The sequence below is a fragment of the Methylomonas sp. Kb3 genome (assembly GCF_002834115.1).
Taxonomy (GTDB): Bacteria; Pseudomonadota; Gammaproteobacteria; order Methylococcales; family Methylomonadaceae; genus Methylomonas; species Methylomonas defluvii.
The window spans coordinates 78,171-100,893 of sequence record NZ_PIZT01000068.1 but is presented as its reverse complement, the minus strand read 5'-3'; the positions used below and the strand labels follow the sequence as shown (position 1 = coordinate 100,893).

At 53.7% G+C, this 22,723-nt stretch carries 23 protein-coding genes; 21 read left to right on the top strand and 2 right to left on the bottom strand.

Annotated features, from left to right (window positions below; all coding sequences use genetic code 11):
* Positions 1-299 precede the first annotated feature (299 nt).
* The 6 genes from CWO84_RS19340 (at position 300) to CWO84_RS19315 (ending at position 7,916) form a co-directional block, all read left to right on the top strand.
* Positions 300-815 carry a sigma-70 family RNA polymerase sigma factor gene (locus tag CWO84_RS19340; protein ID WP_033158403.1) on the top strand — a complete coding sequence of 172 codons (516 nt, stop codon included), beginning with the start codon at positions 300-302 and terminating at the stop codon, positions 813-815.
* A 12-nt stretch (positions 816-827) separates the two neighbouring features.
* Positions 828-1,784, top strand: a complete 957-nt coding sequence (locus CWO84_RS19335; protein ID WP_033158402.1) for a FecR family protein — start codon at positions 828-830, stop codon at positions 1,782-1,784.
* 126 nt (positions 1,785-1,910) lie between these two features.
* On the top strand, positions 1,911-4,256 hold the full coding sequence (locus CWO84_RS19330) for a TonB-dependent receptor (protein ID WP_033158401.1): 2,346 nt from the start codon (positions 1,911-1,913) through the stop codon (positions 4,254-4,256).
* A gap of 12 nt (positions 4,257-4,268) precedes the next feature.
* Positions 4,269-5,465, top strand: coding sequence for a PepSY-associated TM helix domain-containing protein (locus CWO84_RS19325; protein ID WP_101054660.1), 1,197 nt, complete (start codon positions 4,269-4,271; stop codon positions 5,463-5,465).
* Between the two features lie 171 nt (positions 5,466-5,636).
* The gene (locus CWO84_RS19320) at positions 5,637-6,539 is read left to right on the top strand and encodes a cation diffusion facilitator family transporter (RefSeq protein WP_101054657.1); all 903 of its coding nucleotides are present in this window, start codon (positions 5,637-5,639) and stop codon (positions 6,537-6,539) included.
* Between the two features lie 99 nt (positions 6,540-6,638).
* Positions 6,639-7,916, top strand: a complete 1,278-nt coding sequence (locus CWO84_RS19315; RefSeq protein WP_033158398.1) for a D-alanyl-D-alanine carboxypeptidase family protein — start codon at positions 6,639-6,641, stop codon at positions 7,914-7,916.
* Positions 7,917-7,924: 8 nt separating this feature from the next.
* Here CWO84_RS19315 and CWO84_RS19310 read toward each other — a convergent pair whose 3' ends face one another.
* Positions 7,925-8,131 (bottom strand): SlyX family protein, encoded by a 207-nt coding sequence (locus CWO84_RS19310; protein ID WP_033158397.1) that lies wholly within the window; start codon positions 8,129-8,131, stop codon positions 7,925-7,927.
* Positions 8,132-8,260: 129 nt separating this feature from the next.
* On the opposite strand from CWO84_RS19310, the gene CWO84_RS19305 reads away from it, so the two are divergent.
* Genes CWO84_RS19305 through CWO84_RS19290 form a run of 4 tightly spaced genes read left to right on the top strand, consistent with a single transcriptional unit; the run spans position 8,261 to position 10,962 of the window.
* Entirely contained in the window at positions 8,261-8,563 is a 303-nt protein-coding gene (locus CWO84_RS19305) for a DUF6763 family protein (RefSeq protein WP_033158396.1), read from the top strand.
* An 8-nt stretch (positions 8,564-8,571) separates the two neighbouring features.
* A complete protein-coding gene (locus CWO84_RS19300; RefSeq protein WP_033158395.1) occupies positions 8,572-9,420 on the top strand; it encodes an ATPase in 849 nt (282 codons plus the stop codon).
* 13 nt (positions 9,421-9,433) lie between these two features.
* On the top strand, positions 9,434-10,498 hold the full coding sequence (locus CWO84_RS19295; protein WP_033158394.1) for a homoserine O-succinyltransferase: 1,065 nt from the start codon (positions 9,434-9,436) through the stop codon (positions 10,496-10,498).
* The gene (locus CWO84_RS19290; protein WP_033158393.1) at positions 10,498-10,962 is read left to right on the top strand and encodes a nucleoside deaminase; all 465 of its coding nucleotides are present in this window, start codon (positions 10,498-10,500) and stop codon (positions 10,960-10,962) included. Before CWO84_RS19295 ends, CWO84_RS19290 begins: the two co-directional genes overlap by 1 nt.
* On the opposite strand, the gene CWO84_RS19285 is transcribed toward CWO84_RS19290, so the two are convergent.
* A complete protein-coding gene (locus CWO84_RS19285; RefSeq protein ID WP_133120720.1) occupies positions 10,956-11,402 on the bottom strand; it encodes a hypothetical protein in 447 nt (148 codons plus the stop codon). The two genes, CWO84_RS19290 and CWO84_RS19285, sit on opposite strands and share 7 nt — an antisense overlap.
* A 210-nt stretch (positions 11,403-11,612) precedes the next feature.
* On the opposite strand from CWO84_RS19285, the gene hslV reads away from it, so the two are divergent.
* The 11 genes from hslV (at position 11,613) to CWO84_RS19220 (ending at position 22,671) form a co-directional block, all read left to right on the top strand.
* Complete coding sequence (hslV, locus tag CWO84_RS19280) at positions 11,613-12,173, top strand: ATP-dependent protease subunit HslV (protein WP_101054651.1); 561 nt, start codon at positions 11,613-11,615, stop codon at positions 12,171-12,173.
* A gap of 4 nt (positions 12,174-12,177) precedes the next feature.
* Entirely contained in the window at positions 12,178-13,497 is a 1,320-nt protein-coding gene (gene hslU / locus CWO84_RS19275) for an ATP-dependent protease ATPase subunit HslU (protein WP_033158391.1), read from the top strand.
* Between the two features lie 2 nt (positions 13,498-13,499).
* On the top strand, positions 13,500-13,889 hold the full coding sequence (locus CWO84_RS19270; RefSeq protein WP_171694362.1) for a DUF971 domain-containing protein: 390 nt from the start codon (positions 13,500-13,502) through the stop codon (positions 13,887-13,889).
* A gap of 8 nt (positions 13,890-13,897) precedes the next feature.
* Complete coding sequence (ubiE, locus tag CWO84_RS19265; RefSeq protein WP_033158390.1) at positions 13,898-14,647, top strand: bifunctional demethylmenaquinone methyltransferase/2-methoxy-6-polyprenyl-1,4-benzoquinol methylase UbiE; 750 nt, start codon at positions 13,898-13,900, stop codon at positions 14,645-14,647.
* 37 nt (positions 14,648-14,684) lie between these two features.
* Positions 14,685-15,293, top strand: a complete 609-nt coding sequence (locus CWO84_RS19260) for a Uma2 family endonuclease (protein WP_033158389.1) — start codon at positions 14,685-14,687, stop codon at positions 15,291-15,293.
* The gene (locus CWO84_RS19255) at positions 15,277-15,912 is read left to right on the top strand and encodes an SCP2 sterol-binding domain-containing protein (protein ID WP_101054648.1); all 636 of its coding nucleotides are present in this window, start codon (positions 15,277-15,279) and stop codon (positions 15,910-15,912) included. Before CWO84_RS19260 ends, CWO84_RS19255 begins: the two co-directional genes overlap by 17 nt.
* Before the next feature lie 14 nt (positions 15,913-15,926).
* A complete protein-coding gene (gene ubiB / locus CWO84_RS19250) occupies positions 15,927-17,495 on the top strand; it encodes a ubiquinone biosynthesis regulatory protein kinase UbiB (protein ID WP_033158387.1) in 1,569 nt (522 codons plus the stop codon).
* A gap of 164 nt (positions 17,496-17,659) precedes the next feature.
* Positions 17,660-18,409, top strand: coding sequence for a hypothetical protein (locus tag CWO84_RS19245; protein WP_033158386.1), 750 nt, complete (start codon positions 17,660-17,662; stop codon positions 18,407-18,409).
* Positions 18,410-19,307: 898 nt separating this feature from the next.
* Entirely contained in the window at positions 19,308-19,775 is a 468-nt protein-coding gene (locus CWO84_RS19235; RefSeq protein ID WP_205800423.1) for an SAM-dependent methyltransferase, read from the top strand.
* Between the two features lie 486 nt (positions 19,776-20,261).
* On the top strand, positions 20,262-21,848 hold the full coding sequence (locus tag CWO84_RS19225; RefSeq protein ID WP_101054643.1) for an ExeA family protein: 1,587 nt from the start codon (positions 20,262-20,264) through the stop codon (positions 21,846-21,848).
* Positions 21,849-21,858: 10 nt separating this feature from the next.
* Positions 21,859-22,671 carry a general secretion pathway protein GspB gene (locus CWO84_RS19220; RefSeq protein WP_033158383.1) on the top strand — a complete coding sequence of 271 codons (813 nt, stop codon included), beginning with the start codon at positions 21,859-21,861 and terminating at the stop codon, positions 22,669-22,671.
* Positions 22,672-22,723: the final 52 nt, after the last annotated feature.

Below are 22,723 nucleotides of genomic sequence, written 5' to 3'. Positions count from 1 at the left end.
TTAAACAATATCAATCAATCGATTGATTGTCAATTTTTGGATTGTGTTTAAAGGACAACTTTTCCTCGATTCCTACCGAAGAATGACTTCCATTGCAGCTGATTTGCACAGAAAAATCAGGTCATATGCCACAGGTAATTGCGTTAAATGACATAGTTTTAAACGTAAGTCTCCCCCTACACCTCCCCTCAACAACCTTACAGCCGAGCACTATTGGAATTGGACGGCTTTATGCGTTTATTGGCACACAGCTTGCGGCAGTTTCCGTCTTTCGTTCACAAAAATCCGGAGCTAGTCGCTTGTCCGTCATCGCCATTAAGCACGATCAGATAGCCGAATTATTTCTGACTCATAAAGAAGCCATCGTCGATTTTTTGCTGCGCAAGGTAAAGTGCCCCGATGCGGCACAAGATCTGAGTCAGGAAACTTATTTGCGTTTGCTGGGCAAGGACAGTCTGACACACACCGACAATCTACCCGGTTATCTGTTTCGTACCGCCGAACGCCTGTCGATAGACTTTATTCGCCACCATCAGCGCAGCGGTGCAAAAACCCAAGAATTGAACGACGAGCTGACTTGCCCGCTGATGCAACCGGAAGACTTTGCCATTCTTAGCCAACAATGCGAACGCCTGTTGCAGGCTATCGCCAGCCTGCCGCGGCAATGCCGGCATATTTTACTGCTGCGCAAGATCGACGAACTCACTTATGCCCAAATCGCCGGAAAACTGGGTATTTCCGAGAAAACGGTGCAACGCCAGTTGGTCAAGGCCATGTTGCACTGCCATCACATGCTAATCGGCACGCAGCACTAAACCGGCCAATCGATGACGGCGCCCAAGCTTTCGCAATCGCCAAAAATTCTTCAGCAAGCTGCGACGTGGTTCGTGGAGTTACAGTCTGAATCCTGTGATGAGCAGCGGCGTCAAGCATTCGCGCAATGGCTTCTGCAAAATCCAGCGCATCAGACCGCTTACGACGACATCGCCAGCCTTTGGGGCAATCTGGACGAGCTAAAAACCGCTGAGGTCGCCGGCTTGAATACCGCGCGCTCCGCAAGGCCCCGCGTCTGGCGAAACGGCAAAATGTTAACCGTTAGCCTGCTGCTTGCCACCGTGTTGACCGGCGCATGGCTGGACTTCAAGGCGCCTAGTAGAGTTTACCAAACAGGCATAGGCGAACGGCAAACCGTGCAACTGGCCGACGGTTCCCAACTGCAATTGAATACCGATACACAACTGCGCGTACGTCTGTCCTGGTGGCGCCGCGAGATCGAGTTGCAGCAAGGCGAAGCCATGTTCAACGTCGCCCATCAGGCCTGGCACCCGTTTACCGTTCATACCGGCAATCTACAAATTAAAGACATCGGCACCGTGTTTAACGTGCGGCATGATAATCACGGCACCGCCGTATCGGTCTTGGAAGGCGAAGTTGCCCTACATGCCGGCCGCAGCTGGTTTGGCGAAAATTTACCCGCCGGCTTCAGCCGCAAAATAGATGCGGGCGGCCACTGGCAAAAACCCGAAAAAACCAATACCAAGCAAGTGGCGGCATGGCTCAACGGCCAACTGTTGTTCGACCACACGCCGCTGACCGAAGTCGTCGCGGAATTGGAGCGTTATCACGCCGTGCGTTTTGCGTTTGCCGATCCTGCCTTGGCCAAGCAAACCCTGAGCGGCAGTTTCAATAGCGCCGATCTCAAGCCGTTTCTGCAGGCCCTGGAAAAAATCCTGCCTATCCGCGTGCAGCGCCAAAAACAAACCGTCGTGCTTTACAGCCGCTAACAAACAGGTGTTCGTGTTTGGGTTAAAAAAATATTCCCCAAACCTGTCCAGTTTGACCAGTCTGCTTCGTTAATGGGGTATGGCGAGTCAAAAAATATTGCCACCCACGACTAACAGGAGACGATCATGGATTGCAAACTTAACACCACACCCGCGAAAAAACCGCGCCGACAGGCGCCCCTGCTGGCGTTGGCCCTAGCCGCTTCAATCGACGCAAGCGCGGCAGGCAGCACCAGCGCAAGCATAGACCTTCCCGCGCAACCGCTGGCAGCGACGCTGGAAAACTTGGCAAAGTCCACCAATACCAAATTGATCTATGCCGACTCGATGGTGCAAGGCTTGCAAGCCCAGCCGTTGAAGGGCCAATACACCGTACAACAGGCGCTAGAAAAAGTGTTAAGTCAGAATGGCTTACAGTACGAGCAAGTAGGCGAAGGCGTCATTGCGGTTAAAAAAGTCCCCGCGCCAAAACCACCAGCCGTTAAGGACGATTCGACTTTCGAACTGGGTGCGGTCACAGTGAGTGATCAAACCGAGAGCATGAAATTAACCAGCAAGGACATTGCCACGTCAGTGGACATCATGTACGCCGATAAAATTGCCGACCAAAACGTATTAACGGCCTACGATTTGTTCCACCGCATGCCCGGCGTTCAAGTGACCCAATTCGGCCAAGGCATCACCACCGGCAAAATGTCGTTTCGCGGTTTCAATGGCGAAGGCCGGGTCAACGCGGTGAAATTGCTGATCGACGGCGTGCCTAGCAACACCAACAGCGGCGACACCTATTTTATCGACTCGCTGTTTCCGCTCGACATCGAGTCCATCGAAGTGGTGCGGGGTACCAACGACGCCCGCTACGGCCTGCACTCCTTCGCCGGCAACATCAGCATGAACACCACCACCGGCGGCAACTACGCTAAGGCCCGGGCCAGTTTTGGCAGTTTCAATACCCACGACATCCAATCCGGTCTGGGCTATGAAAAAGACGGTTTCTCGCAGAACTATCAAATTTCCTACCGCGCCAGCGACGGCTACCGCGACCATAGCGACACCGACAAAAACAGCTTTTCCGGCAAGTGGTTTTACACCCCGGACAACCAAAAATACAAAATAGGTTTGATCGCCCGCTGGAGCGAAGCCGGCGCCCAAGAACCCGGCTATATGACATACCAGGAACAGTTACTCAATCAAACCCAAACCTTCACCCGAAATGCCACTGACGGCGGCAAACGCACGGTTGGTCAGGTCAGCACCCACTTGGACGTCAACCTCAGCCCGACCTTATTCTGGTCGTCCAAGGTCTACGGCACTTTATTCGACGACCAGCGTTATGTCACCTATGGCCCTGGCGCAGCACAGCAAGAACGCGACCGCGACGAAATTCAGTACGGCGCGATGACCTCGCTGACCTACCATCCGGTGGTCAGTTGGCTGGACGACTTTTCGCTGGAAACCGGCTTCGACTTCCAGCAACAGGAAAACAAATATCTGCGTTATCTAACCGATAGCAGGGTTCGCCGAAGCAGCGGTTTGCGTAACGACGAGAAGTGGGACTTCCTGAACTACGGCGGCTACATCCAGGCGATCATCAAGCCTTTCAAATGGTTGAAACTGACACCGGGTTACCGCGCCGACATCGTCGACGGCAGCTTCTTCAGCTATCGCCCCGGCTCAGCGTTCGGCTCCTACCCCCTTAACGACTACGGCACGATTTCGCAACCCAAAATAGGCGCGGTGATTACGCCGATCGAAGGCTACAGCCTTTATGGCAACTGGGGCCGCACCTTCCAGGTCGGCCTGGGCCAAGCCACCTTCATCGGCCGCAACCAAGCGAATATCGGCCCCTCGTTGAACGATGGCTGGGAAGTGGGTGTCAAGCTGAAACCGGTCAATTGGGCCGAGGGCCGGGTCGCCTATTGGTCGCAAAAAGCCAGCAACGAAATTAGCCGCGACCTGGCCAGCGTGGAGTCGAGCCAAATAGGCCCCACACTGCGTCAAGGCGTGGACATTGAAGTCAAAGTTTATCCAACCGATAAAGTCGGGGTTTGGGCGGCGTACTCGTTGCAGGAAGCTAAAGTCACCAATCCGCCGGCGGTTTCGGCTGGCACTATGGAATACGTCTCGGGTAATCAGGTCGTCAATACCCCGAATTATTTGTTCTCGGCCGGCATCGACTACCAAATCCTGCCGCAATTGCGTTCTTCACTGTGGACCAGCGGCCAAGGCGACTACTTTGTCGATCAAGCCAATCAGCGCGGCCAATACGGCGAATACGCCCTGCTCAACCTGGATTTAGGCTACCAGGTGACCAAGGAAGTGGAATTGCAATTTCAAGCTAAAAACCTGACCGACGTTCGCCGGGAATACGTTTGGTACTCCGAATCATTCGGCGCCACCGCCCAACCTTTCTTCTCGCCGGGCGACGGCGTTGCCTTCTACGGCGCCGTCAACGTCAAGTTCGACTACTAAGCTCGTATCACCATGAAATCGACGGCCAACAAGAAGCAGGCTAGACGCCAATTCTGGCTGGCCGTACATTTATACCTCGGGCTGTCGTTGGGCTTTATCATCGCCCTGGTCGGCCTGACCGGCAGCCTTTTGGTGTTTTATATCGATCTGGACGAGTGGCTGAATCCACAGTTGATCATTTCCGAATCCAGCGCCCAGCGGCAAAGCTACGAGGATATTTTTCAAGCCCTACGTCGCGCGGAGCCTACGCGGCAACGCGGCTGGCGGCTGGAAATTCCCGACGATCCGCGGCGCGCCATCACCGCCCGCTACTATAAGCCGCAAGAAACCGAGCATCACGGCTTTGCCCCGCTGATGCTGTCGGTCGATCCTTATACCGGCACGGTCCTCGCCAATCGTTTCTGGGGCGAATTTGCGATGACCTGGCTTTACGATTTGCATTACAAGCTGCTACTGGATAATCCCGGCAAAATTTTGATGGCCATCGTCGGCGGCTTGTTGTTGATGTCCGTGATCAGCGGCGTCTATCTGTGGTGGCCTCCACTACACAAATTAAAGAGCGCTTTGAGCCTAAAGCGCCATGCCAGCCGCGAACGCCTAAATTACGATTTACATAAACTGGCGGGCGTCTACAGCCTGATTGTGATGCTGGTATTGGCAGTCACCGGAGTAGCCTTGGAGATTCCGCAATACGTCAATCCGATACTGGGCTATTTCTCGCCCTTGCAGGCATCGCCCGCGCCAAAATCCGCCATCACCGAAAACAAGCCGGCGCGCATCAGCCTGGATCAAGCCGTCGCGGTCGGCCAAGCCCGGTTTCCGCAGGCGCGCCTGTGTTGGATAGAGACACCGCACGATGCTAATGGCAGCTACCGCATCAATCTGCGCCAGGCTGGCGAGCCTAGTCAGCGCTTTCCCAAAACCAATGTCTGGGTCGATCAATATTCCGGCCAGGTGTTGGCGGTCAGCAGTCCCGACGAACTGGGCGGCTCGGACACCGTCATCAACTGGCTGCATCCGCTGCATACCGGAGAGGCGTTTGGCTTGACCGGGCAATTGCTGGTGTTGGTTGCCGGCTTGCTCTGCCCGCTGCTGTTCCTCACCGGCGTGATACGCTGGCTGCAAAAACGCCGCGGCCGGCAACTGCATCCTCGGCACCAGCAATCGGCAAAAAACCCACCTCTACCGCCCGCCTTACAGAATCGATAAGCTCTCTATTGCCTAGTTGACAGTCAATGACTCAAGTTGTCTGTCAACACCTAAGTATTTGCAGCAAATCCGCTCGACTCATCTAAAATCTGCATAATTACTTGATTTGTTTCGGTGCTGTCTGCTGCAAACAATCGCCGCCTAATTCTTAATTTTTTTGGCCCATAGCTCATGTCTCATAGCAATTCCGCCTCAGCCATCATTTATGCGTTCGCCGCTAATCTGGGTATCGCTTTGATCAAAACCGGCGCAGCAGTCTGGACCGGTTCCGGCTCGCTGCTGGCGGAAGCCATTCATTCCTTTGCCGATTGCGGCAATCAGGTCTTGCTGTTTATCGGCATGAAACGCTCCGCGCGGGCGGCAACCCAACACCACCCGATGGGCTATGGCCGGGAAGCGTATATCTGGTCGATGATGGTAGCGATTACGCTATTCTCGGTTGGCGGCTTGTTCTCTATCCACGAAGGCTGGTTGCGTTTTCAAGAATCGCACACCGTGGAAAACGCCGGCATGGCTCTGGCGATACTGGCTATCGCCGTGGTTTTGGAAGGCTTTTCATTGCGCGCGGCCTTGGGGGCCATGGCAAGCGAACGCGGCGAACGAGGCATGTGGCAATGGTTTAAAGAAACGCAATCCAGCGAATTGATGGTGGTCATCGGCGAGGACTTGGCGGCGCTGATTGGTCTGGTGATAGCCGCGGCGATGCTGGGCTTGACTATGCTTACCGGTAATTCAATGTACGACGCGGTGGGCTCGATGTTGATTGGCGCCTTATTGGTCGTCGTAGCGGTGTTAGTCGGCCGGGAAGTGCATTCTTTGCTGCTCGGTGAAGCCGATACTGAGATTCGCGATGCCGTTCGCGGCTATCTGGAAAAGCAAGGCTGCGTCAATCGCGTACTGAATATTTGGGCTATTAGCCACGGCAGCCAAGTGATGCTGGCCATTAAAGCCGAACTGCTGGCGGATTTAAGCGTGGGGGAAGCTGTTGAATTAATTAACGGAATGGAAAAACAGATCAAAACCGACCATCCCCGCATTAATTGGGTCTTTTTCGAAATCGATAATTCTGATTAAATAATATAGTCAAATGTTTAGGCCACATATCTGGAGCAAAGTAATAACTTGAGCACCCTACCCAAAACCCGTTTAGCGTTACTTTCTCTAGCTTGCCTAATGCTGCAAAGCGCTCCTGCGTCCGCCAGATATGCGGCGATTGTGATCGACGCCGACACCGGCCGCGTGGTTCACGAAACCGAATCCACTCAACGCTGGTATCCCGCGTCATTGACCAAAGTCATGACTATCTACTTAACGCTGTCGGCATTGGAAAATGGTCGCCTGCGACTGACCGACACCGTGTTCGCATCAAAACACGCCGCCTCGCAACCGCCTTCCAAACTAGGTTTGCGCACTGGCCAAAGTTTGACGGTGGAACAAGCCATCATGGCGGTCACCACCCGGTCCGCGAACGACGCGGCGGTCGTGCTGGCGGAAAAGCTGGGCGGTACGGAAAGCAATTTTGCGGCGATGATGACCCAGCAAGCGCGCACGCTGGGGATGTACAACAGCTCGTTCGAAAACGCCAGCGGCTTGCCGGACGACGGGCAAATCAGTAGCGCCCGCGACCTGGCCTTGTTATCTGCTGCTTTGATTCGCGATTTTCCGCAACATTATCATTATTTTTCGGCAACGGAATTTAACTACAAAGGCCGGGTAATGCCCAATACCAACCGCATCCTGAAAAGCTATCCGGATGCCGACGGGCTGAAAACCGGTTTTACCTGCGGCTCCGGCTACAACCTGATCGCCTCGGCCAAACGCAACGGCCACCGCTTGATTGGGGTGTTATTGGGCGCGCACAGTAGCGGCGAGCGTTTCGAGCAAATGGGCAACCTGTTGGACATGGGCTTTGCCAATAGCGAAAAAGGCCTGTTCGGCGAGCATATCTCGCAATTGAAGGATTACAGCGCCCTGCCGCCACCGTTTCAATTGTCGTCCAACCGTTGTGCCGGCAGTGCGGAACAAATGGGTGCCGACTCCGGCAGTAGCCGTTATGAGCCGATTCGCATTAATGCGCCATACAACAGCCGCCGCGAAAAGCTCACGCAATTAGCCCAAGCCAAACCGCAAAGCCGCGGCAATGTTTGGACCGTCAGCATGGGAAGTTTCCCCAGAAAAATCGACGCCGATGTGAATCTGCAGCGTGCGCGTAATGCTCTCGGCCCGTTAGCTAAAACCGGGCGGGCCGGCATTGTCAAAACCAAAGTCAAAAACGCCACATCTTGGCGGGCGCAATGGACCGGCTTACAGCAAGACGACAGTCAGGATTTTTGTCGGCGCTTGCGCGCCAAACATATGGATTGCAGCGCCTCGCCGCAACCTCGAACCAGCTTGGCAACAGCATCCAACCCGACGAAGCAGCTTCGCCGCGTTAGCCATCGCAAATCGTAATTGATAAGTCAGTAATGGGGCGGACGCTCATCGACCGCCCCCGCTTGGCGCTCATCCAGCGCCAGGCTTTTGATCTTGTCGTGCAGCAACTTACAGGTTTCTTCCAGTTTGCCGATTTGCTTTTGCTGGTCTGCCACCACTTGGTTCAACGCCTGAATCAAATCTTCCTGATACGCTTGTTTAATCTCCAATTCGATGAATCTTTCTTCGCTCATGGCTCCCGCCGCTGACTGTGTAAATTTGCCATTCTAATCGAAAATCCCGACAGTTTTGCCGCATGCACTCGCACAGCTTCTATAAACTCGCTATCATTGATAAGTCATCAACATAGCGAGGATTCAACTATGGCAACTATTACAGATCCGGTCATTGGCCGCTGGTATAAAGACCTGGAAAGTAATCTTACCTTCAAGGTCGTAGCGATTGAGGGTAACGACGAATCGGTGGAAGTTCAGTTCGCCAATGGCGATTTGGGCGAATACGACAACGAATCCTGGTACGGCTCCACTATCGATTACATCGAAGATCCGGAAGACTGGAGCGCGCCGTTCGACGAGTTGGAAGCCGACGATCTGGGCTACACAGACCCCGATAGACACGCCCGCCCGGATGCGGAAGATTTGGACATTAGCGATTTGTTGGATTGAGATAATTTATGAGAATGACCCCGCAACAATTTCTGGACTGGGAATCCAAGAGTATCACCCTGCTGGCCATGTCCGGCGCCGGCAAAACCACCCTCTCCGCCAAGTTACCCAGGGATAAATGGTTTCATTATTCCGGCGACTACCGCATCGGTACCAAATACCTGGAAGAGCCGATTCTGGATAACATCAAGCAGCAAGCGATGGGCGTGCCGTTTTTGCGCGATCTGCTCAAATCCGACTCGATCTATATTTGCAGCAATATCACTGTGGAAAACCTGGCCCCCGTATCCAGCTTTCTGGGCAAAATCGGCGACCCGGCCAAAGGTGGCCTGTCGCAAGCCGAATTCAAACGCAGGCAAGCGCTGCATCATCAAGCCGAAATCGCGGCGATGAACGACGTGCCGGACTTTATCCATAAGGCCGAAGACATCTACGGCTACAAGCATTTCATCAACGACGCCGGCGGTAGCGTTTGCGAACTGGATTGTCCGGAAGTCCTGGAAAATCTGGCTAAACACACGCTGATCGTCTACATCAAAATTCCGCCGGCTTTGGAACAGACCATCATCGACCGCGCCAAAAAAGATCCCAAACCCCTGTATTACCGCCCTGAATTCGTCGATGAAAAATTGGACCAATTCATGAGTGAGCGCGGTTACAGTTCGACCGACCAAATTCCACCGGACGAATTCGTCAGCTGGGTATTTCCGGAGCTGTTCAAAGCCAGGGTACCGCGCTACGAAGCGATTGCCGCCCAGTACGGCTACACCATCAGTGCCGACGAAACCGCTAAAGTCAATAACGAAGACGACTTTATCCGTCTGATTGCCGAGGCGATTGCCCGGCAACAATCTTGAGACCGTTCTTGTAATGCCGCTAGTTGCCCATACTGCTTTACCCACTTTTCAGCGTCTGCACGAAGAAGGCGAAGAAATTCTCAGCCCGGACCGCGCCAGCCATCAATCGATTAGAGAGTTGCACATCGGCTTGTTGAATATCATGCCGGACGCGGCGCTGGAAGCCACGGAACGCCAGTTTTTCCGCTTGGTCGGCGCTTGCAATCAGATTGCCCAGTTTCATGTGCATCCGTTTACGATTGCGGGCCTGGAAAGAAGCCCGCAAGCCCTGGCGCATATCCAGCAATATTACGAATCCTTCGAACAAATCAAGCAAGACGGGCTGGATGCCTTGATTATCAGCGGTGCCAATGTCACCCACGACCATTTGCAGGAGGAAGATTTTTGGCGGCCGTTAACCGAAGTGTTCGAATGGGCCACGCAAAACGTCACCTCGGTACTGTGTTCGTGCCTGGCCACCCATGCCTTTATTCAGCATTGTTACGGTGTGGAGCGCACGCGCCTGCCGGCCAAGCGTTGGGGCGTGTTTTCCCATAAAGTGGTCGATAGGCAGCATCCCCTGGTGGCGGAAATCAACACCCGCTTCGATGTGCCGCATTCGCGTTTTAACGAAGTGTTTCGGCGCGACATGGAAACACACGGACTGAAAGTCCTGGTGGCCAGCGAATCCGCCGGTGTGCATCTGGCCGTTAGTCCGGACGGATTTCGCGTCGTCTTCTTCCAGGGTCATCCGGAGTACGACGATATTAGCCTGCTCAAAGAATACAAGCGCGAAGTACTGCGTTATTACAACGGCGAGCGCGACGACTACCCACCCTACCCCGAGCATTATTTCGATAACGAAGTGCAACAGCTACTGGCCGAGTACACAGAACACGTGAAAGAAGCCAAGCTTGGTAACTGCCCACTGCAAGCCATGCCTGAGCAACAAATCATCGAGCACTTGGACATCACCTGGCGGGATTCCGCTAAAGCCGTGTTTAATAACTGGCTGGGGAAGGTTTATCAGATCACCAACGAAGACCGCCGATTGCCGTTCATGGACGGTATTAATCCTGATAATCCGCTGGATTTGTAATGCACGAAGGCTTTCTAAACCAAGCCATCGCACTAGCCTGCGATAACATCGACCAAGGTGGCGGGCCGTTCGGCGCGATTGTCGTTAGAGACGGCGAAATTATTGCCGCCAGCGGGAATCGGGTGACGCCGGATCTGGACCCGACTGCTCACGCCGAAATCGTCGCCATTCGGCTGGCTTGTCAAAAACTAGGCGATTTTCAATTAACCGATTGCACCCTCTACACGAGTTGCGAGCCTTGCCCGATGTGCTTGGGTGCCATCTATTGGGCAAGACTGCAAGCCGTTTACTTTGCTTGCGACCGTTTCGACGCCGCTAAAGCCGGGTTCGACGACGGTTTTATTTACACCGAAATCGACAAACCCGCCCTGCAACGCCGGATCGTCATGCAGCAACTCTCGCTCGACTCGGCCAATCGCCCCTTCCAAATGTGGCGGATCAAAACAGATAAAATTCGCTACTGAGCCGCCGCCGGCTGTTCCGCCGGTTTAGCGGTTGCCTCACCTTTAATTTTAAGCAACCAGCCATCCTGACCCAAACAGCCGCTCTCCAATTTGCTTTCTGCGGATTTAGCGGTGACATGCACACGGGCAAATCCCGGCGTCAATGGCGGCAATTTCGCGGTCACAAAGTAAAAGTTCTTTTTATCCACCACATTGACTTTCATTTTTTCGCCACGCGCTTCGGCGGTCACGGTCAATGGATCGGCATTGTGGGAGATATGAAAAGAGATTTCCGTGCCCGCATCGACCTCGGCTTTTTGCTCGGGCACAAAATCCCGGAATTTAGGCCTTTTACACTCTTTCACGCGCTCTTCTTCTTCCGGCGATAAAGCCAGGGCTGCCGTTGAAAACACCATAGCACCCAGCAAGCACGCACCTCTCCAGCGATTTGACAATTTCATGACTAGCTACCCTCTTGTTGTTATTGTAATGTTGGAAACGCCGGTCAATGCGGCGCATCCTTAAAATACCAGCACTTTGAACTTTAATCAGTTTTCTTGCTTTGTTCAATCTTTGCGCCTTTTACCCACCGGGCTTACGGTTTTAAACTTCTACCCTATCGCCGTCGAGAACATGTAAAATCGCCGCCTTTCCCTTTCTCATTCACAGACATGACGAACTTCAGAGGCACCACCATTCTTTCCGTCAGACGCGGCGATAAAGTCGTGATCGGCGGCGATGGCCAAGTCACCCTGGGCAACACCGTGATGAAGGGCAATGCCCGTAAAGTCAGACGCCTGTACCACGACAAAGTGATTGCCGGTTTCGCCGGCGCGACGGCCGATGCGTTTACCTTATTCGAACAGTTCGAAGGCAAGCTGGAAAAACATCGCGGCAATCTGACCCGTGCCGCCGTGGAAATGGCCAAAGACTGGCGCACCGACCGCGCCCTGCGCAAACTGGAAGCGTTATTGATCATTGCCGACAGTAAAACCTCGCTGGTCATTTCCGGCACCGGCGACGTCATCGAACCGGAATACGACTTTATCGCCATCGGCTCCGGCGGCGCGTTTGCGCAAAGTGCTGCGCGCGCCTTACTGGAAAACACCGAACTCAGCGCCCGCGAAATCGTCGAGAAATCGCTAGGCATTGCCGCCGATATTTGCATTTACACCAACCACAATCTGCGCATCGAAGAATTAGACGCCGAACCCCAACCGGCACAAGAGTAAAACCATGAGTCAAATGACCCCGAGAGAAATCGTCAGCGAACTGGACAAACACATCGTCGGCCAAGCCGCCGCCAAACGCTCCGTCGCAATAGCCCTGCGTAACCGCTGGCGCCGCAGCCAGGTTACCGCCGAGCTGCGCGATGAAATCACCCCGAAAAACATTCTAATGATAGGCCCCACCGGCGTCGGTAAAACCGAAATCGCCCGCCGTCTGGCTCGCTTAGCTAACGCGCCTTTCATCAAAATCGAAGCCACCAAATTTACCGAAGTGGGTTATGTCGGCCGCGACGTGGAATCGATTATTCGCGACTTGATCGATAGCGCCGTGAAAACCACCCGCATTTCGGCGATGGAACGTGTGCAAAACCGCGCCGCCGATGCCGCCGAAGAAAAAGTGCTGGATATATTACTGCCACGCGCCGAAGGCGGCATGCTCTCGGAATCCGAGGAATCCACCCGGCAGAAAATGCGCAAAAAACTGCGCGAAGGCGATTTGAACGATAAGGAAATTCAAGTAGACGTTGCCGCACCGGCAGTGGGTGTGGAAATCATGGCCCCACCGGGCATGGAAGAAATGACCAGCCAGTTGCAAGGCATGTTCCAAAATCTGGGCAGTGGCCGCACCAAAACCCGCAAACTAAAAATTAAAGATGCCTTGAAACAGTTGCAGGAAGAAGAAGCCGGCAAACTGGTCAACGAAGAAGAAATCAAGCAAGCCGCGCTGGAAGCGGTTGAGCAACATGGCATCGTGTTTCTGGACGAGATCGACAAGATCTGCAAACGCGCGGAAATGGGCGGCGGCGAAGTGTCCCGCGAAGGCGTGCAGCGCGATTTATTGCCGTTAGTGGAAGGCAGCACCGTCACCACCAAATACGGCATGATCAAGACCGATCATATTCTGTTTATCGCCTCCGGTGCGTTTCATTTGACCAAGCCGTCGGATTTGATTCCGGAATTGCAAGGCCGCTTTCCAATCAGGGTCGAGCTGAACGCCTTGAGCGCGGACGATTTCGTGCGGATTTTGACCGAGCCGGACGCCTCGCTGACCGAGCAATATCAGGCACTCTTGAAAACCGAAGGCGTAGACGTACAATTTACCGCCGACGGTATTCAGCGCATTGCCGAACTGGGCTGGCAAGTCAACGAAAAAACCGAAAACATTGGCGCGCGCAGATTACATACGATTCTGGAAAAATTGCTGGAAGACATTTCCTTCAACGCGCCGGACATGGCCGAAAAATCCATTACCATCGATGCCGCTTACGTGGATTCACATTTGATGGAACTGGCCGATGATGAAGACCTTAGCCGCTACATTTTGTAATTATGCGCGTCAAAATCACCCCCACTCAGCGTGTGCCGACCGAAATCAAGCTGCATAAGGTTTCGGCGATCCTGGAAATCCATTTCGACGACGAGAGCATTTACGAGCTGCCCAGCGAATATCTGCGCGTGTTCACCCAATCGGCAGAAGCGGTTGGCCACGGCCCCGGCCAGGAAACCCTGCAAATCGGCAAGGAAGACGTGACGATTACCGACATCCAGCCGGTGGGCAATTACGCCATCAAACTGGTGTTCAGCGACGGCCACGACACCGGCATTTACAGCTGGGATTTACTGTATAAATTGGGTTCGGAATTTCCGCTGCTTTGGTCGCAGTATCTTGAAACCCTGAAAGCCGCCGGCCTCAGCCGCCGCTCGCCCATCCATAATTAAACGACATCATGACAAACGACAATACCACCCATTTTGGTTTCAAACAGGTTCCTAAACAGGAAAAAGTGGCGCTGGTGCGCGGCGTGTTCGACTCGGTCGCCAGCCAGTACGACGTCATGAACGATCTCATGTCGATGGGTATCCACCGCATCTGGAAACGAGTGGCCGTGCAACTGGCGAATGTTCGTGAAGGCGACAGCGTGCTGGACCTGGCGGGCGGCACCGGCGATTTGACCAAACTCTACGAAAAGCGCGTCGGCAAATCCGGCCAGGTGATACTGGCGGACATCAACGCCGCCATGCTGCGCACCGGCCGCGACCGGCTGATCGACCACGGTTTGAGCGGCAATATCCGCTACGCCCAAGTCAACGCCGAATGCCTGCCTTTTGCCGACAACACTTTTGATTGCGTGACCATCGGCTTTGGCTTGCGCAACGTCACCGACAAGGACGCCGCCTTACGCTCCATGTACCGCGTGTTAAAACCCGGTGGCCGCGTCATCGTCCTGGAATTTTCCCACCCTATCGACCCGATCACCGAAAAAGTCTACGACTTTTATTCCTTCAAACTACTGCCCAAAATCGGCGCCGTAGTAGCGAAGGACGAAGACAGCTACCGTTATCTGGCCGAATCGATCCGCATGCATCCCAAGCAGGACGAACTCAAGCAAATGATGGAAAACGCCGGCCTGGAGCGTTGCGAGTATTTCAACATGACGCAAGGTATCGTTGCCGTACACCGGGGCTATAAATTTTAAGCTCCCGTTCGCCGGTCGTGAAAGCGGAGAATTGCCAATGGCACTAAAACCAGCTCAGCATTACATCAGTGAAGCCGAATACTTGGCCGGCGAAATGATCAGCGACACCAAGCATGAATTGATCGACGGCGAAGTTTACGCAATGGCGGGCGCCAGCCGTAACCATCAAAGATTAGCCGGGAATGTTTTCACGACTTTCGCCCAACATCTGCGAGGCACGCCGTGCGAGACGTTCATGGCTGACATAAAAGTCAAAGCCGAAAACAACTTTTTCTATCCCGATGTGATGGTAGTCTGCGCCGACGAAAACGGCGACGAGTACTACACCGAAAAGCCAACCATTATCGTCGAAGTGCTATCCAAAGCCACCCGACGCATGGACAAATCCACCAAACTGGCGGCCTATAAGGCCTTGCCGAGCTTGCAAGAATATGTACTGATCGAACAGGATTTTGTCGACGTCGAAATCTTACGCCGCTCGACCCACTGGCTATCGGAACATTACTTCCTTGGCGACAGCCTCACCCTGGAATCAATAGACTTAACCGTGACAGTCAGCGATTTATACCAACGAGTCAATAACGAAGACATGCAAGAGTTTCTGCAACAACAGCAAGCACAGGCGAGTGATGTCGAGCAGCGTTAAGTCCCTATTAATCTCCACGCTGGAAACCGCACTGAATCGTTATTTAGCGCTGGACGATCACATCGAACAGTATTTAACGCCCATGACCGGCAAAGTCATCGCCCTGCATGTGACGTCTTTCGACAGCAGCCTGTATCTTTGCCCTACCGCGCAAAGCATACAAATTCTGGAGAGCTATCCGGGCAGCGTGGACGCCACGCTCAGCGGTTCATTGTCGGCTTTGGGCTTGATGGGTTTAAGCGCTACACCGATGCGCTCATTGTTCAAAGGCGAAGTCCGCATCGACGGCGACACCCAAGTCGCGCGCCGCCTGCAACGTCTGTTTGAAAAACTGGACATCAACCTGGAAAGCAAAATCGCCCGTTATACCGGCGACGCCTTTGCTCAACGCTTGGGCCAGTTGTTCCGCGGCAGCCGCGACTGGACGCAGCACACTCTGACCACCTTTCGCTTAAACCTAGAAGAATTCCTGCAAGAAGAAACTCGCGAGCTGCCGGCCAAATCGGAAGCCGAGTTATTTTTCCGCGACATCGACGCTTGCCGCAGCGACTGCGACCGCCTTGATGCCCGCCTCGCCCGCCTGGAAGCCGCAATCCAAACTACATCCGCGCCTCAATAACAAGGACCTGCCCCGTGATTCGCCCGAAAATTCTGATGCGCCTCATCCATATCAACTGGGTGATGATGTTCCATGGCTTGGATGAAATTGTTTTAAAAACCCATTTATTTCGCCCCATCCGTTATATCGCGTTTTTATCGCCCAACTATTGGACCAGCAACTCCCGCGAACCGCGCGGCGCCCGCATCCGTAAAACCCTGGAAGACCTGGGGCCGATTTACGTCAAATTCGGCCAAACCCTGTCCACCCGCAAGGATTTACTGCCGGAAGACATCGCCGAAGAACTGGTCAAACTGCAAGATAAGGTGCCGCCGTTTTCCGCTGACACGGCCCGCAAAATCATCGAACAACAACTGGGGCAATCGATAGAAGAGGCCTTCGCAGAGTTCGATCCGCAACCGCTAGCCTCGGCGTCGGTTGCGCAAGTACACACCGCCACGCTGCACACCGGCGAAAAAGTCATCGTTAAAGTCTTGCGGCCGGACATCGAAGACAAAATTCATTCCGACGTCGGCTTGCTCTACGAACTGGCGCGCCTAGCGGAACGCTTCTGGAGCGATGCCCGCCGCCTGCGGGCGATGGAAATCGTTGCCGAGTTCGAAAAAACCATTCTCGACGAACTGGATCTGGTGCGGGAAGCCTCCAACGCCAGCGCCATCCGCGCCAATTTCAAGAATTCCGAGATGCTCTACATCCCGGAAATTCACTGGCCGCTGACCCGCCGCAAAGTCTTGGTAATGGAACGCATCTACGGCATTCCGGTCGGCGACATCGACGCCCTGCGCAAAGGCAATGCCGATTTCAAAAAGCTGGCCGAGCGCGGCGTGGAAATCTTTTTCACCCAAGTCTTTCGGGATAATTTCTTCCACGCCGACATGCATCCGGGCAATATTTTCGTGCAATTGCCGGACAAATACCTGGCGGTAGACTTTGGCATCGTCGGTAGCCTTTCCAGCTCGGATCAACGCTATCTTGCCGAAAACTTCCTGGCCTTCTTCAATCACGACTACCGGAAAGTGGCGCAAATGCACATAGAATCCGGCTGGGTGCCCGCCACAACGCGGATCGAAGAGTTCGAAGCGGCAATCCGTAGCGTCTGCGAACCGATTTTTGAAAAACCGCTGAAAGACATTTCCTTCGGCTTGTTACTGCTAAGACTGTTCCAAACCGCCCGCCGCTTCGATATGGTGGTGCAACCGCAATTGGTCTTGCTGCAAAAAACCCTACTCAACATCGAAGGCCTGGGCCGTCAGCTTTACCCGGACCTGGACTTGTGGCAAACCGCCAAACCCTTCCTGGAAAACTGGTTCAAGGAACGAGTTGGTCCGGGTAAAAAGATCAAGGAGCTGTTCGCCAAATTCCCGGAAATCACCGAACAGATCCCGGAAGTCCCCGGCCTGGTATTCCAAGCCCTGCAAAGCGCCGCGCACATGCAGCAGCAACTTCAGCAGCAGCAAAAAGACATGCTGGAGCTACGTAAGCAACTTAAACGCAACAATACCCGGACTTTGCGGGCTATTCTCAGTGCGGCGGTGTTGATTGCGGCGGCGATAGTGTTGCGGTCGCCGTTGTTGGGGGGGTGAGTTGCCGCTTATCCCTGCGGAAGCATCTGATGGGTAATTTGCAAGACAGGGACGATAGACAAAAGGAAATATGCATTAATAAACATATATTTATCGGGAGAATATATGATATGTGGTAGATATACAGTTAACCATCAAATTACTTGTTAGAGGCTAAACATCTCGTGTCGCATATCCCTCTCCCTTTTCTGAGCTTCGCTGCTGATATCTTGGCCGATACCAGCCGAGGCTTGAGTGGAAACGAAGTTGTGAAATCCTTTAACGCTTACGCTGTCGAGTACAACATCAATATTCCTCATGCGGCGTATCCGTTTGAGGCCCCAAACAAGCGAACGGCGCTGCTAGAAAATCTGAAGTGTTTCCCTCCCCCTCTTCAGTTCAAAATTATTAGAGAGTTGTGTGATCACCGAATCTTCTCCAACAAGCAATACGACGAGCTGAAATCACTAAAGGTAAAGCTAGTCTCCCAATTCGCGCACCTCGCACCAAAAGACGAATTTTCTAAGCTTAACGAGACACTCACCGAAGAAACGCGCCACTGGCTCGACAGCTTCCCTAATGCACTAGAGTTGTACTTGCAGGCAATTCAAAAATACAAACACGGAATCTTTAGCAGAAACTTGCTTGATGATCTCCGACTCAGTTTGGAACTATTGCTGAAATGTGTTTTTAAAAACGATAAGTCTCTCGAAAATCAGCTCGGCAATGTCGGTAGTTTCGTCAATGAGGCCGGAGGTTCGAAAGAATTCTCGAATATGTTCTCGAAGCTGATCGACTACTACGCGAAATACCAAAACACATACATCAAACACGATGACGCTGTGGTGGAGGAAGAAATCGAGTTCGTGTTTGAAATTTCATCATCTTTTATGCGCCACATAATTCGGCTTCATGCAAAGTCACCAAGCCTATAACATAGCGATCAACCTCCCTCCATTCGGTCGCTGGACGCTAAGAGGTAAAGGCGCGCAGCCCTTAGGGCGCATTAGCGACAGCGCAATGCGCCGAATGAACATCACATGGCGCAATAACCGTTGGTTTTTATGCCCACCCGTTTAATAGGCTTTCGTGTTTGGTGTCGCTAACGCGACGGCTGATTTTAATGTCGGGTCTCGGCCCGACAACCGAGATACTTTTCTTTGCTTGTCCAAAGAAAAGTATCCAAAAGAAAAGACACCCGGATGCCGCTTAGCTCACTCGGCACATCCCTGTGCCTCGCCCTTCGGGTGCGATGCATGCAAATCGGCTATCCTGCCGATTTGTCCTGCGCTCCTCGCTTTTGAACGGGGTTGCCGAAAGGGGCTTCCTGCCCCTTCGGCAACGCGCCGCATCCCTGCGGCGCCCCTAACGGGCTGAACCGTTCAAAAGCTCCGGTGCTCGGCGCGGCATACGGGAGAAAACCATCCCGGTTTTCGGTGGGCTTTCGAGAGACCGTAGGGCGCATTAGCTTTAGCGTAATGCGCCGAATGAATCGACACACAGCGCAATGCCCGTTGGTTATTGCGCCCTACGAGCTGTTCGAACACATGTTGGCAATCCCTTAATCACTCTAGACGTGTGCTACCTCGCAAATGGTCCAAACGATGTTTCGCATACCCCTCGTTCCTCCGAATACGCTTCGCTATTCGCAGCTACGCCACTGATTTTTCACCGCGAGGAGAAACCCGGCTAGCCATTTTCGATGGCTTGGAAGACAGTCATAAGGAAATACATTCTATAAAGCATAGGCTTATTGCAGCCAGATCGGATTCGTGCTAGATGTGCAGTTAACTATCTAATTCTTTGTTGGGCATCAAAATGGAAAATGTTTCAATGCACTCACAAGTCACAGCAATCGGATTTGTCGAAGCCGTTCGGCCTCATGCGGAAGATGATTTTTGGGGAGGAGAGGAAGCGTGTATTGCGCTGACGTCGGAATTTACTTTTGAGGCATTGCAAGGGATTTCTGATTTTTCCCATGTCGAAGTACTGTTTCTTTTCCATGAAGTCGAGCCATCAAAAATTGTCAAGGGCGCGCGCCACCCTCGGAACAATAGCGCGTGGCCAGCCGTAGGCATCTTCGCGCAACGTGGTAAGAATCGGCCAAACCGCATCGGCAGCACGATCTGCCGTGTGATTCGTGTGGAAGGGGCGAAGCTTTTCGTCGCTGAATTGGATGCCATCAATGGCACGCCAGTGCTCGACATCAAACCCGTCATGGTTGAGTTCCTGCCACGCCAGGAAGTTCATCAGCCCGTCTGGTCACATGAACTCATGCGTGACTATTGGCTGCACAAGTAGCCCGTAGGGCGCATTAGTTTCTGCGCAATGCGCCGAATGAATCGACACACGGCGCAATGCCCGTTGGTTATTGCGCCCTACGAGCTACGAGCAAAATCCAAAAGAAACGTCAAAGCCCTGAGCTCGCGACGGGGTTTCCCCGTATGCCGCGCCGAGCACCGGAGCTTTTGGTGGGAATAGCCCGAAGGGGTACGGCAGGGATGCCGCACGTTGGCGAAGGGGCAGGAAGCCCCTTTCGCCAACCCCCGCCAAAAGCTCTGGAGCGCAGGAAACAAGCGGCATCCGGGTGGCTTTTCTTTTGGTGACTTTTCTTTGGCCAAACAAAGAAAAGTTACTCGGCTGTCGGGCCGAGACCCGACATTAAAACAACCGTCGCGTTAGCGACACCAAAAGCCCTCCCAGACTTGCCTCGATACAGACTTTTAAGTGCAATTTCCCCCGGTTTGAATTAGCATCGTCCGACCATTTTCTTGAAGCCCCAGAACCTTGTATCAGCAATACTTCAATTTCAGCGAATTGCCATTTTCGATCTCGCCTGACCCGCATTTCATGTTCATGAGCGAGCGACATCAGGAAGGTTTGGCGCATTTGCTGTATGGCATTAATCAAGGAGGTGGGTTTGTCGCTTTGACGGGCGAGGTGGGCACCGGCAAGACCACGCTGTGCCATTGCTTGCTGCAACAATTGCCCGAAAATGTGGATATTGCCTTGATTTTGAACCCTAAATTAACGACACAGGAATTACTGGCGACGATCTGCGACGAGTTGGGCATCAGCCATGCCGGTTTCGCGGCCAAACAGCTGATCGACGCCATCAATCAATACCTGCTGGCCGCTTATTCGCAAGGCCGGCGCACGGTATTGTTGATCGACGAAGCGCAGAACCTTAGCTTGGACGTATTGGAGCAAATTCGCTTGCTGACCAATCTGGAAACCAGCAAAGCCAAGCTGTTACAGATCATCTTGGTCGGACAGCCGGAACTTAATGCGTTGCTGGCCCGCCAAGATTTGCGCCAGCTCAATCAGCGCATCACCGCCCGCTATCATTTGCTGCCTTTGTCATTGGACGAGACCCGAGCTTATATTCGCCATCGCTTGCGGGTCTGCAAGGGCAACCATCGGCTGTTCAATCCAGCGGCCATCCGCAAGATTTACCAGTATTCGCAAGGCGTGCCGCGCCTGATCAACATTCTGTGCGACCGGGCCTTGTTGGGCGCTTACGCCACCAATGCGCGGGAAATCAACCCCGCAATCATTCGCCGGGCGGCACAGGAAGTGTTGGGGTCGGTAAAAACCAAACGGCGCTGGTATAGCGCAACCGCCGCGATTTTGGTGATCGGCGCTTGGGCCGGGCTGCAGTTTTGGTCTCAGCCGATGCCCGTTGTTGAACCGGCCAAACCGGCTATTGCCCAACAACCCGTAGTCCCGGCAGCGCCCATCCCCGCCGCCAAGCAGGTCAGCTTTGCCGATCAGCTGGATCAGGCCGGCCTCAGCTTTGCCGAAGCCGTGACCGAGTCGTTGAATACTTGGCATCTATCCGCCCCTCCTGGCCGCACTGCGGATTGCGCTACGGTAGCGACGCTGGGTTTGCAGTGCTTATTCGGCAAGGGCAATTGGCAAGAGTTACTGACCTTAAACCGGCCGGCGATTCTGGCTTTTTCCGACCCGACCGGCGCCAAGCGCTATGTATTGTTGACCGGCGTTGAGCATGATTCGGCGATCATCCGTTTGAAGGACACCGTCAACATCCCGCTCGCGGAGTTGGTAACCCTCTGGGACGGCAATTATTTGTTGCTGTGGCGACCGCCGCATCCAGGGGTCACGGAAATCGCTCCCACGCAGCAATCCGCAGCAGTGCTCTGGCTGCGCGAACGGTTAAGTAAAATCACCGGCAAACCTGCTGGCGACATGGCTTCCCGAATTTTCGATGAAACGCTGAAAGCCGAGTTGTCTAGTTTCCAACGCCGGCACCATCTGACGCCCGACGGCATAGCCGGCGCCCGCACCCTGATCCATCTGGATAACCAAAGCGGCGCCTCTGCTGCGCCCCATTTGGCAATCACCACTCGCTAGGCTTGTTGATATGTCTTACATCTTGAATGCATTGCGCAAATCCGAACGAGAACGCCAAGCCATGCAGCCCGACTCGGTGACCAGCCGCATCGCTATCGAGCAAATGCCGGAACGACATGGCATGACTAAGATCATCGTTGCGCTGGTCCTGTTGAACTTGGCGATTTTGATTTATTTTCTGGGCATCGCGCCACAGACACCCGCAGAAAAACCACAGCCCCTCGTCAATATCGAAGAAGCGGCGCCGTTGATCGCGAAAGCAAATCCACAATTGCCGGCCGATAGTCCACCGAAACCGGCAAAGCTTGCCCCCACGCCCAAAACTGAGCCGCCTCGCAATCCGACGTCGGCAGCCGAAAAACTCGCCGCTAACACAAAACAAGCAGTTGAGCCGGTCGAGCGGGTTAAACCGGCCGTTGCGCCAGCGCAGCCGGTTAAGCCCTTACCGACGGTAACCACCGCAGCAGCGCCGGCTAGCAAGCCGACAGCCGAGATAGAACGACAATCTAAACTTGTTCCGCAACGCATCGAAGAACCCAGTGAACAAGCCGTAGCGAAAAAACCGGAGCCAGTCGCGCTAGCAAGTCCACAAAACGACTTGCCCACTTTACAAGACTTACCGCCGGAAGTGCGCCAGTCGTTGCCAAATCTACCGATTAATGTATTTAGCTATTCACCCACACCGGCGGAGCGTTTCGTGATGATAGACATGGTAAAATACGTACCCGGCCAGACGATCAAAGACCAGTTGGAACTGAAGGAAATAGTGGAGGACGGGATTGTCGTCCGCTATCAGGGCCGAGTGTTCAAGATCAAACGCTAATAGCGGCTGGCGGAATGCCTATCGCCTTCAGCCCAGCCCATTGGAATTTGTT

Excerpts from the sequence above, each read along its gene's own strand:
- CWO84_RS19295 (WP_033158394.1), top strand. The coding sequence starts at position 9,434 with ATGCCGCTAGTTGCCCATACTGCTTTACCCACTTTTCAGCGTCTGCAC.
- CWO84_RS19310 (WP_033158397.1), bottom strand. The coding sequence starts at position 8,131 with ATGAGCGAAGAAAGATTCATCGAATTGGAGATTAAACAAGCGTATCAG.
- CWO84_RS19300 (WP_033158395.1), top strand. The coding sequence starts at position 8,572 with ATGAGAATGACCCCGCAACAATTTCTGGACTGGGAATCCAAGAGTATC.
- CWO84_RS19260 (WP_033158389.1), top strand. The coding sequence starts at position 14,685 with ATGGCACTAAAACCAGCTCAGCATTACATCAGTGAAGCCGAATACTTG.
- ubiE (WP_033158390.1), top strand. The coding sequence starts at position 13,898 with ATGACAAACGACAATACCACCCATTTTGGTTTCAAACAGGTTCCTAAA.
- CWO84_RS19325 (WP_101054660.1), top strand. The coding sequence starts at position 4,269 with ATGAAATCGACGGCCAACAAGAAGCAGGCTAGACGCCAATTCTGGCTG.
- CWO84_RS19330 (WP_033158401.1), top strand. The coding sequence starts at position 1,911 with ATGGATTGCAAACTTAACACCACACCCGCGAAAAAACCGCGCCGACAG.
- CWO84_RS19305 (WP_033158396.1), top strand. The coding sequence starts at position 8,261 with ATGGCAACTATTACAGATCCGGTCATTGGCCGCTGGTATAAAGACCTG.
- hslU (WP_033158391.1), top strand. The coding sequence starts at position 12,178 with ATGAGTCAAATGACCCCGAGAGAAATCGTCAGCGAACTGGACAAACAC.
- hslV (WP_101054651.1), top strand. The coding sequence starts at position 11,613 with ATGACGAACTTCAGAGGCACCACCATTCTTTCCGTCAGACGCGGCGAT.
- CWO84_RS19220 (WP_033158383.1), top strand. The coding sequence starts at position 21,859 with ATGTCTTACATCTTGAATGCATTGCGCAAATCCGAACGAGAACGCCAA.
- CWO84_RS19285 (WP_133120720.1), bottom strand. The coding sequence starts at position 11,402 with ATGAAATTGTCAAATCGCTGGAGAGGTGCGTGCTTGCTGGGTGCTATG.
- CWO84_RS19320 (WP_101054657.1), top strand. The coding sequence starts at position 5,637 with ATGTCTCATAGCAATTCCGCCTCAGCCATCATTTATGCGTTCGCCGCT.
- CWO84_RS19235 (WP_205800423.1), top strand. The coding sequence starts at position 19,308 with ATGCACTCACAAGTCACAGCAATCGGATTTGTCGAAGCCGTTCGGCCT.
- CWO84_RS19290 (WP_033158393.1), top strand. The coding sequence starts at position 10,498 with ATGCACGAAGGCTTTCTAAACCAAGCCATCGCACTAGCCTGCGATAAC.
- CWO84_RS19335 (WP_033158402.1), top strand. The coding sequence starts at position 828 with ATGACGGCGCCCAAGCTTTCGCAATCGCCAAAAATTCTTCAGCAAGCT.
- CWO84_RS19315 (WP_033158398.1), top strand. The coding sequence starts at position 6,639 with ATGCTGCAAAGCGCTCCTGCGTCCGCCAGATATGCGGCGATTGTGATC.
- CWO84_RS19255 (WP_101054648.1), top strand. The coding sequence starts at position 15,277 with ATGTCGAGCAGCGTTAAGTCCCTATTAATCTCCACGCTGGAAACCGCA.
- CWO84_RS19270 (WP_171694362.1), top strand. The coding sequence starts at position 13,500 with ATGCGCGTCAAAATCACCCCCACTCAGCGTGTGCCGACCGAAATCAAG.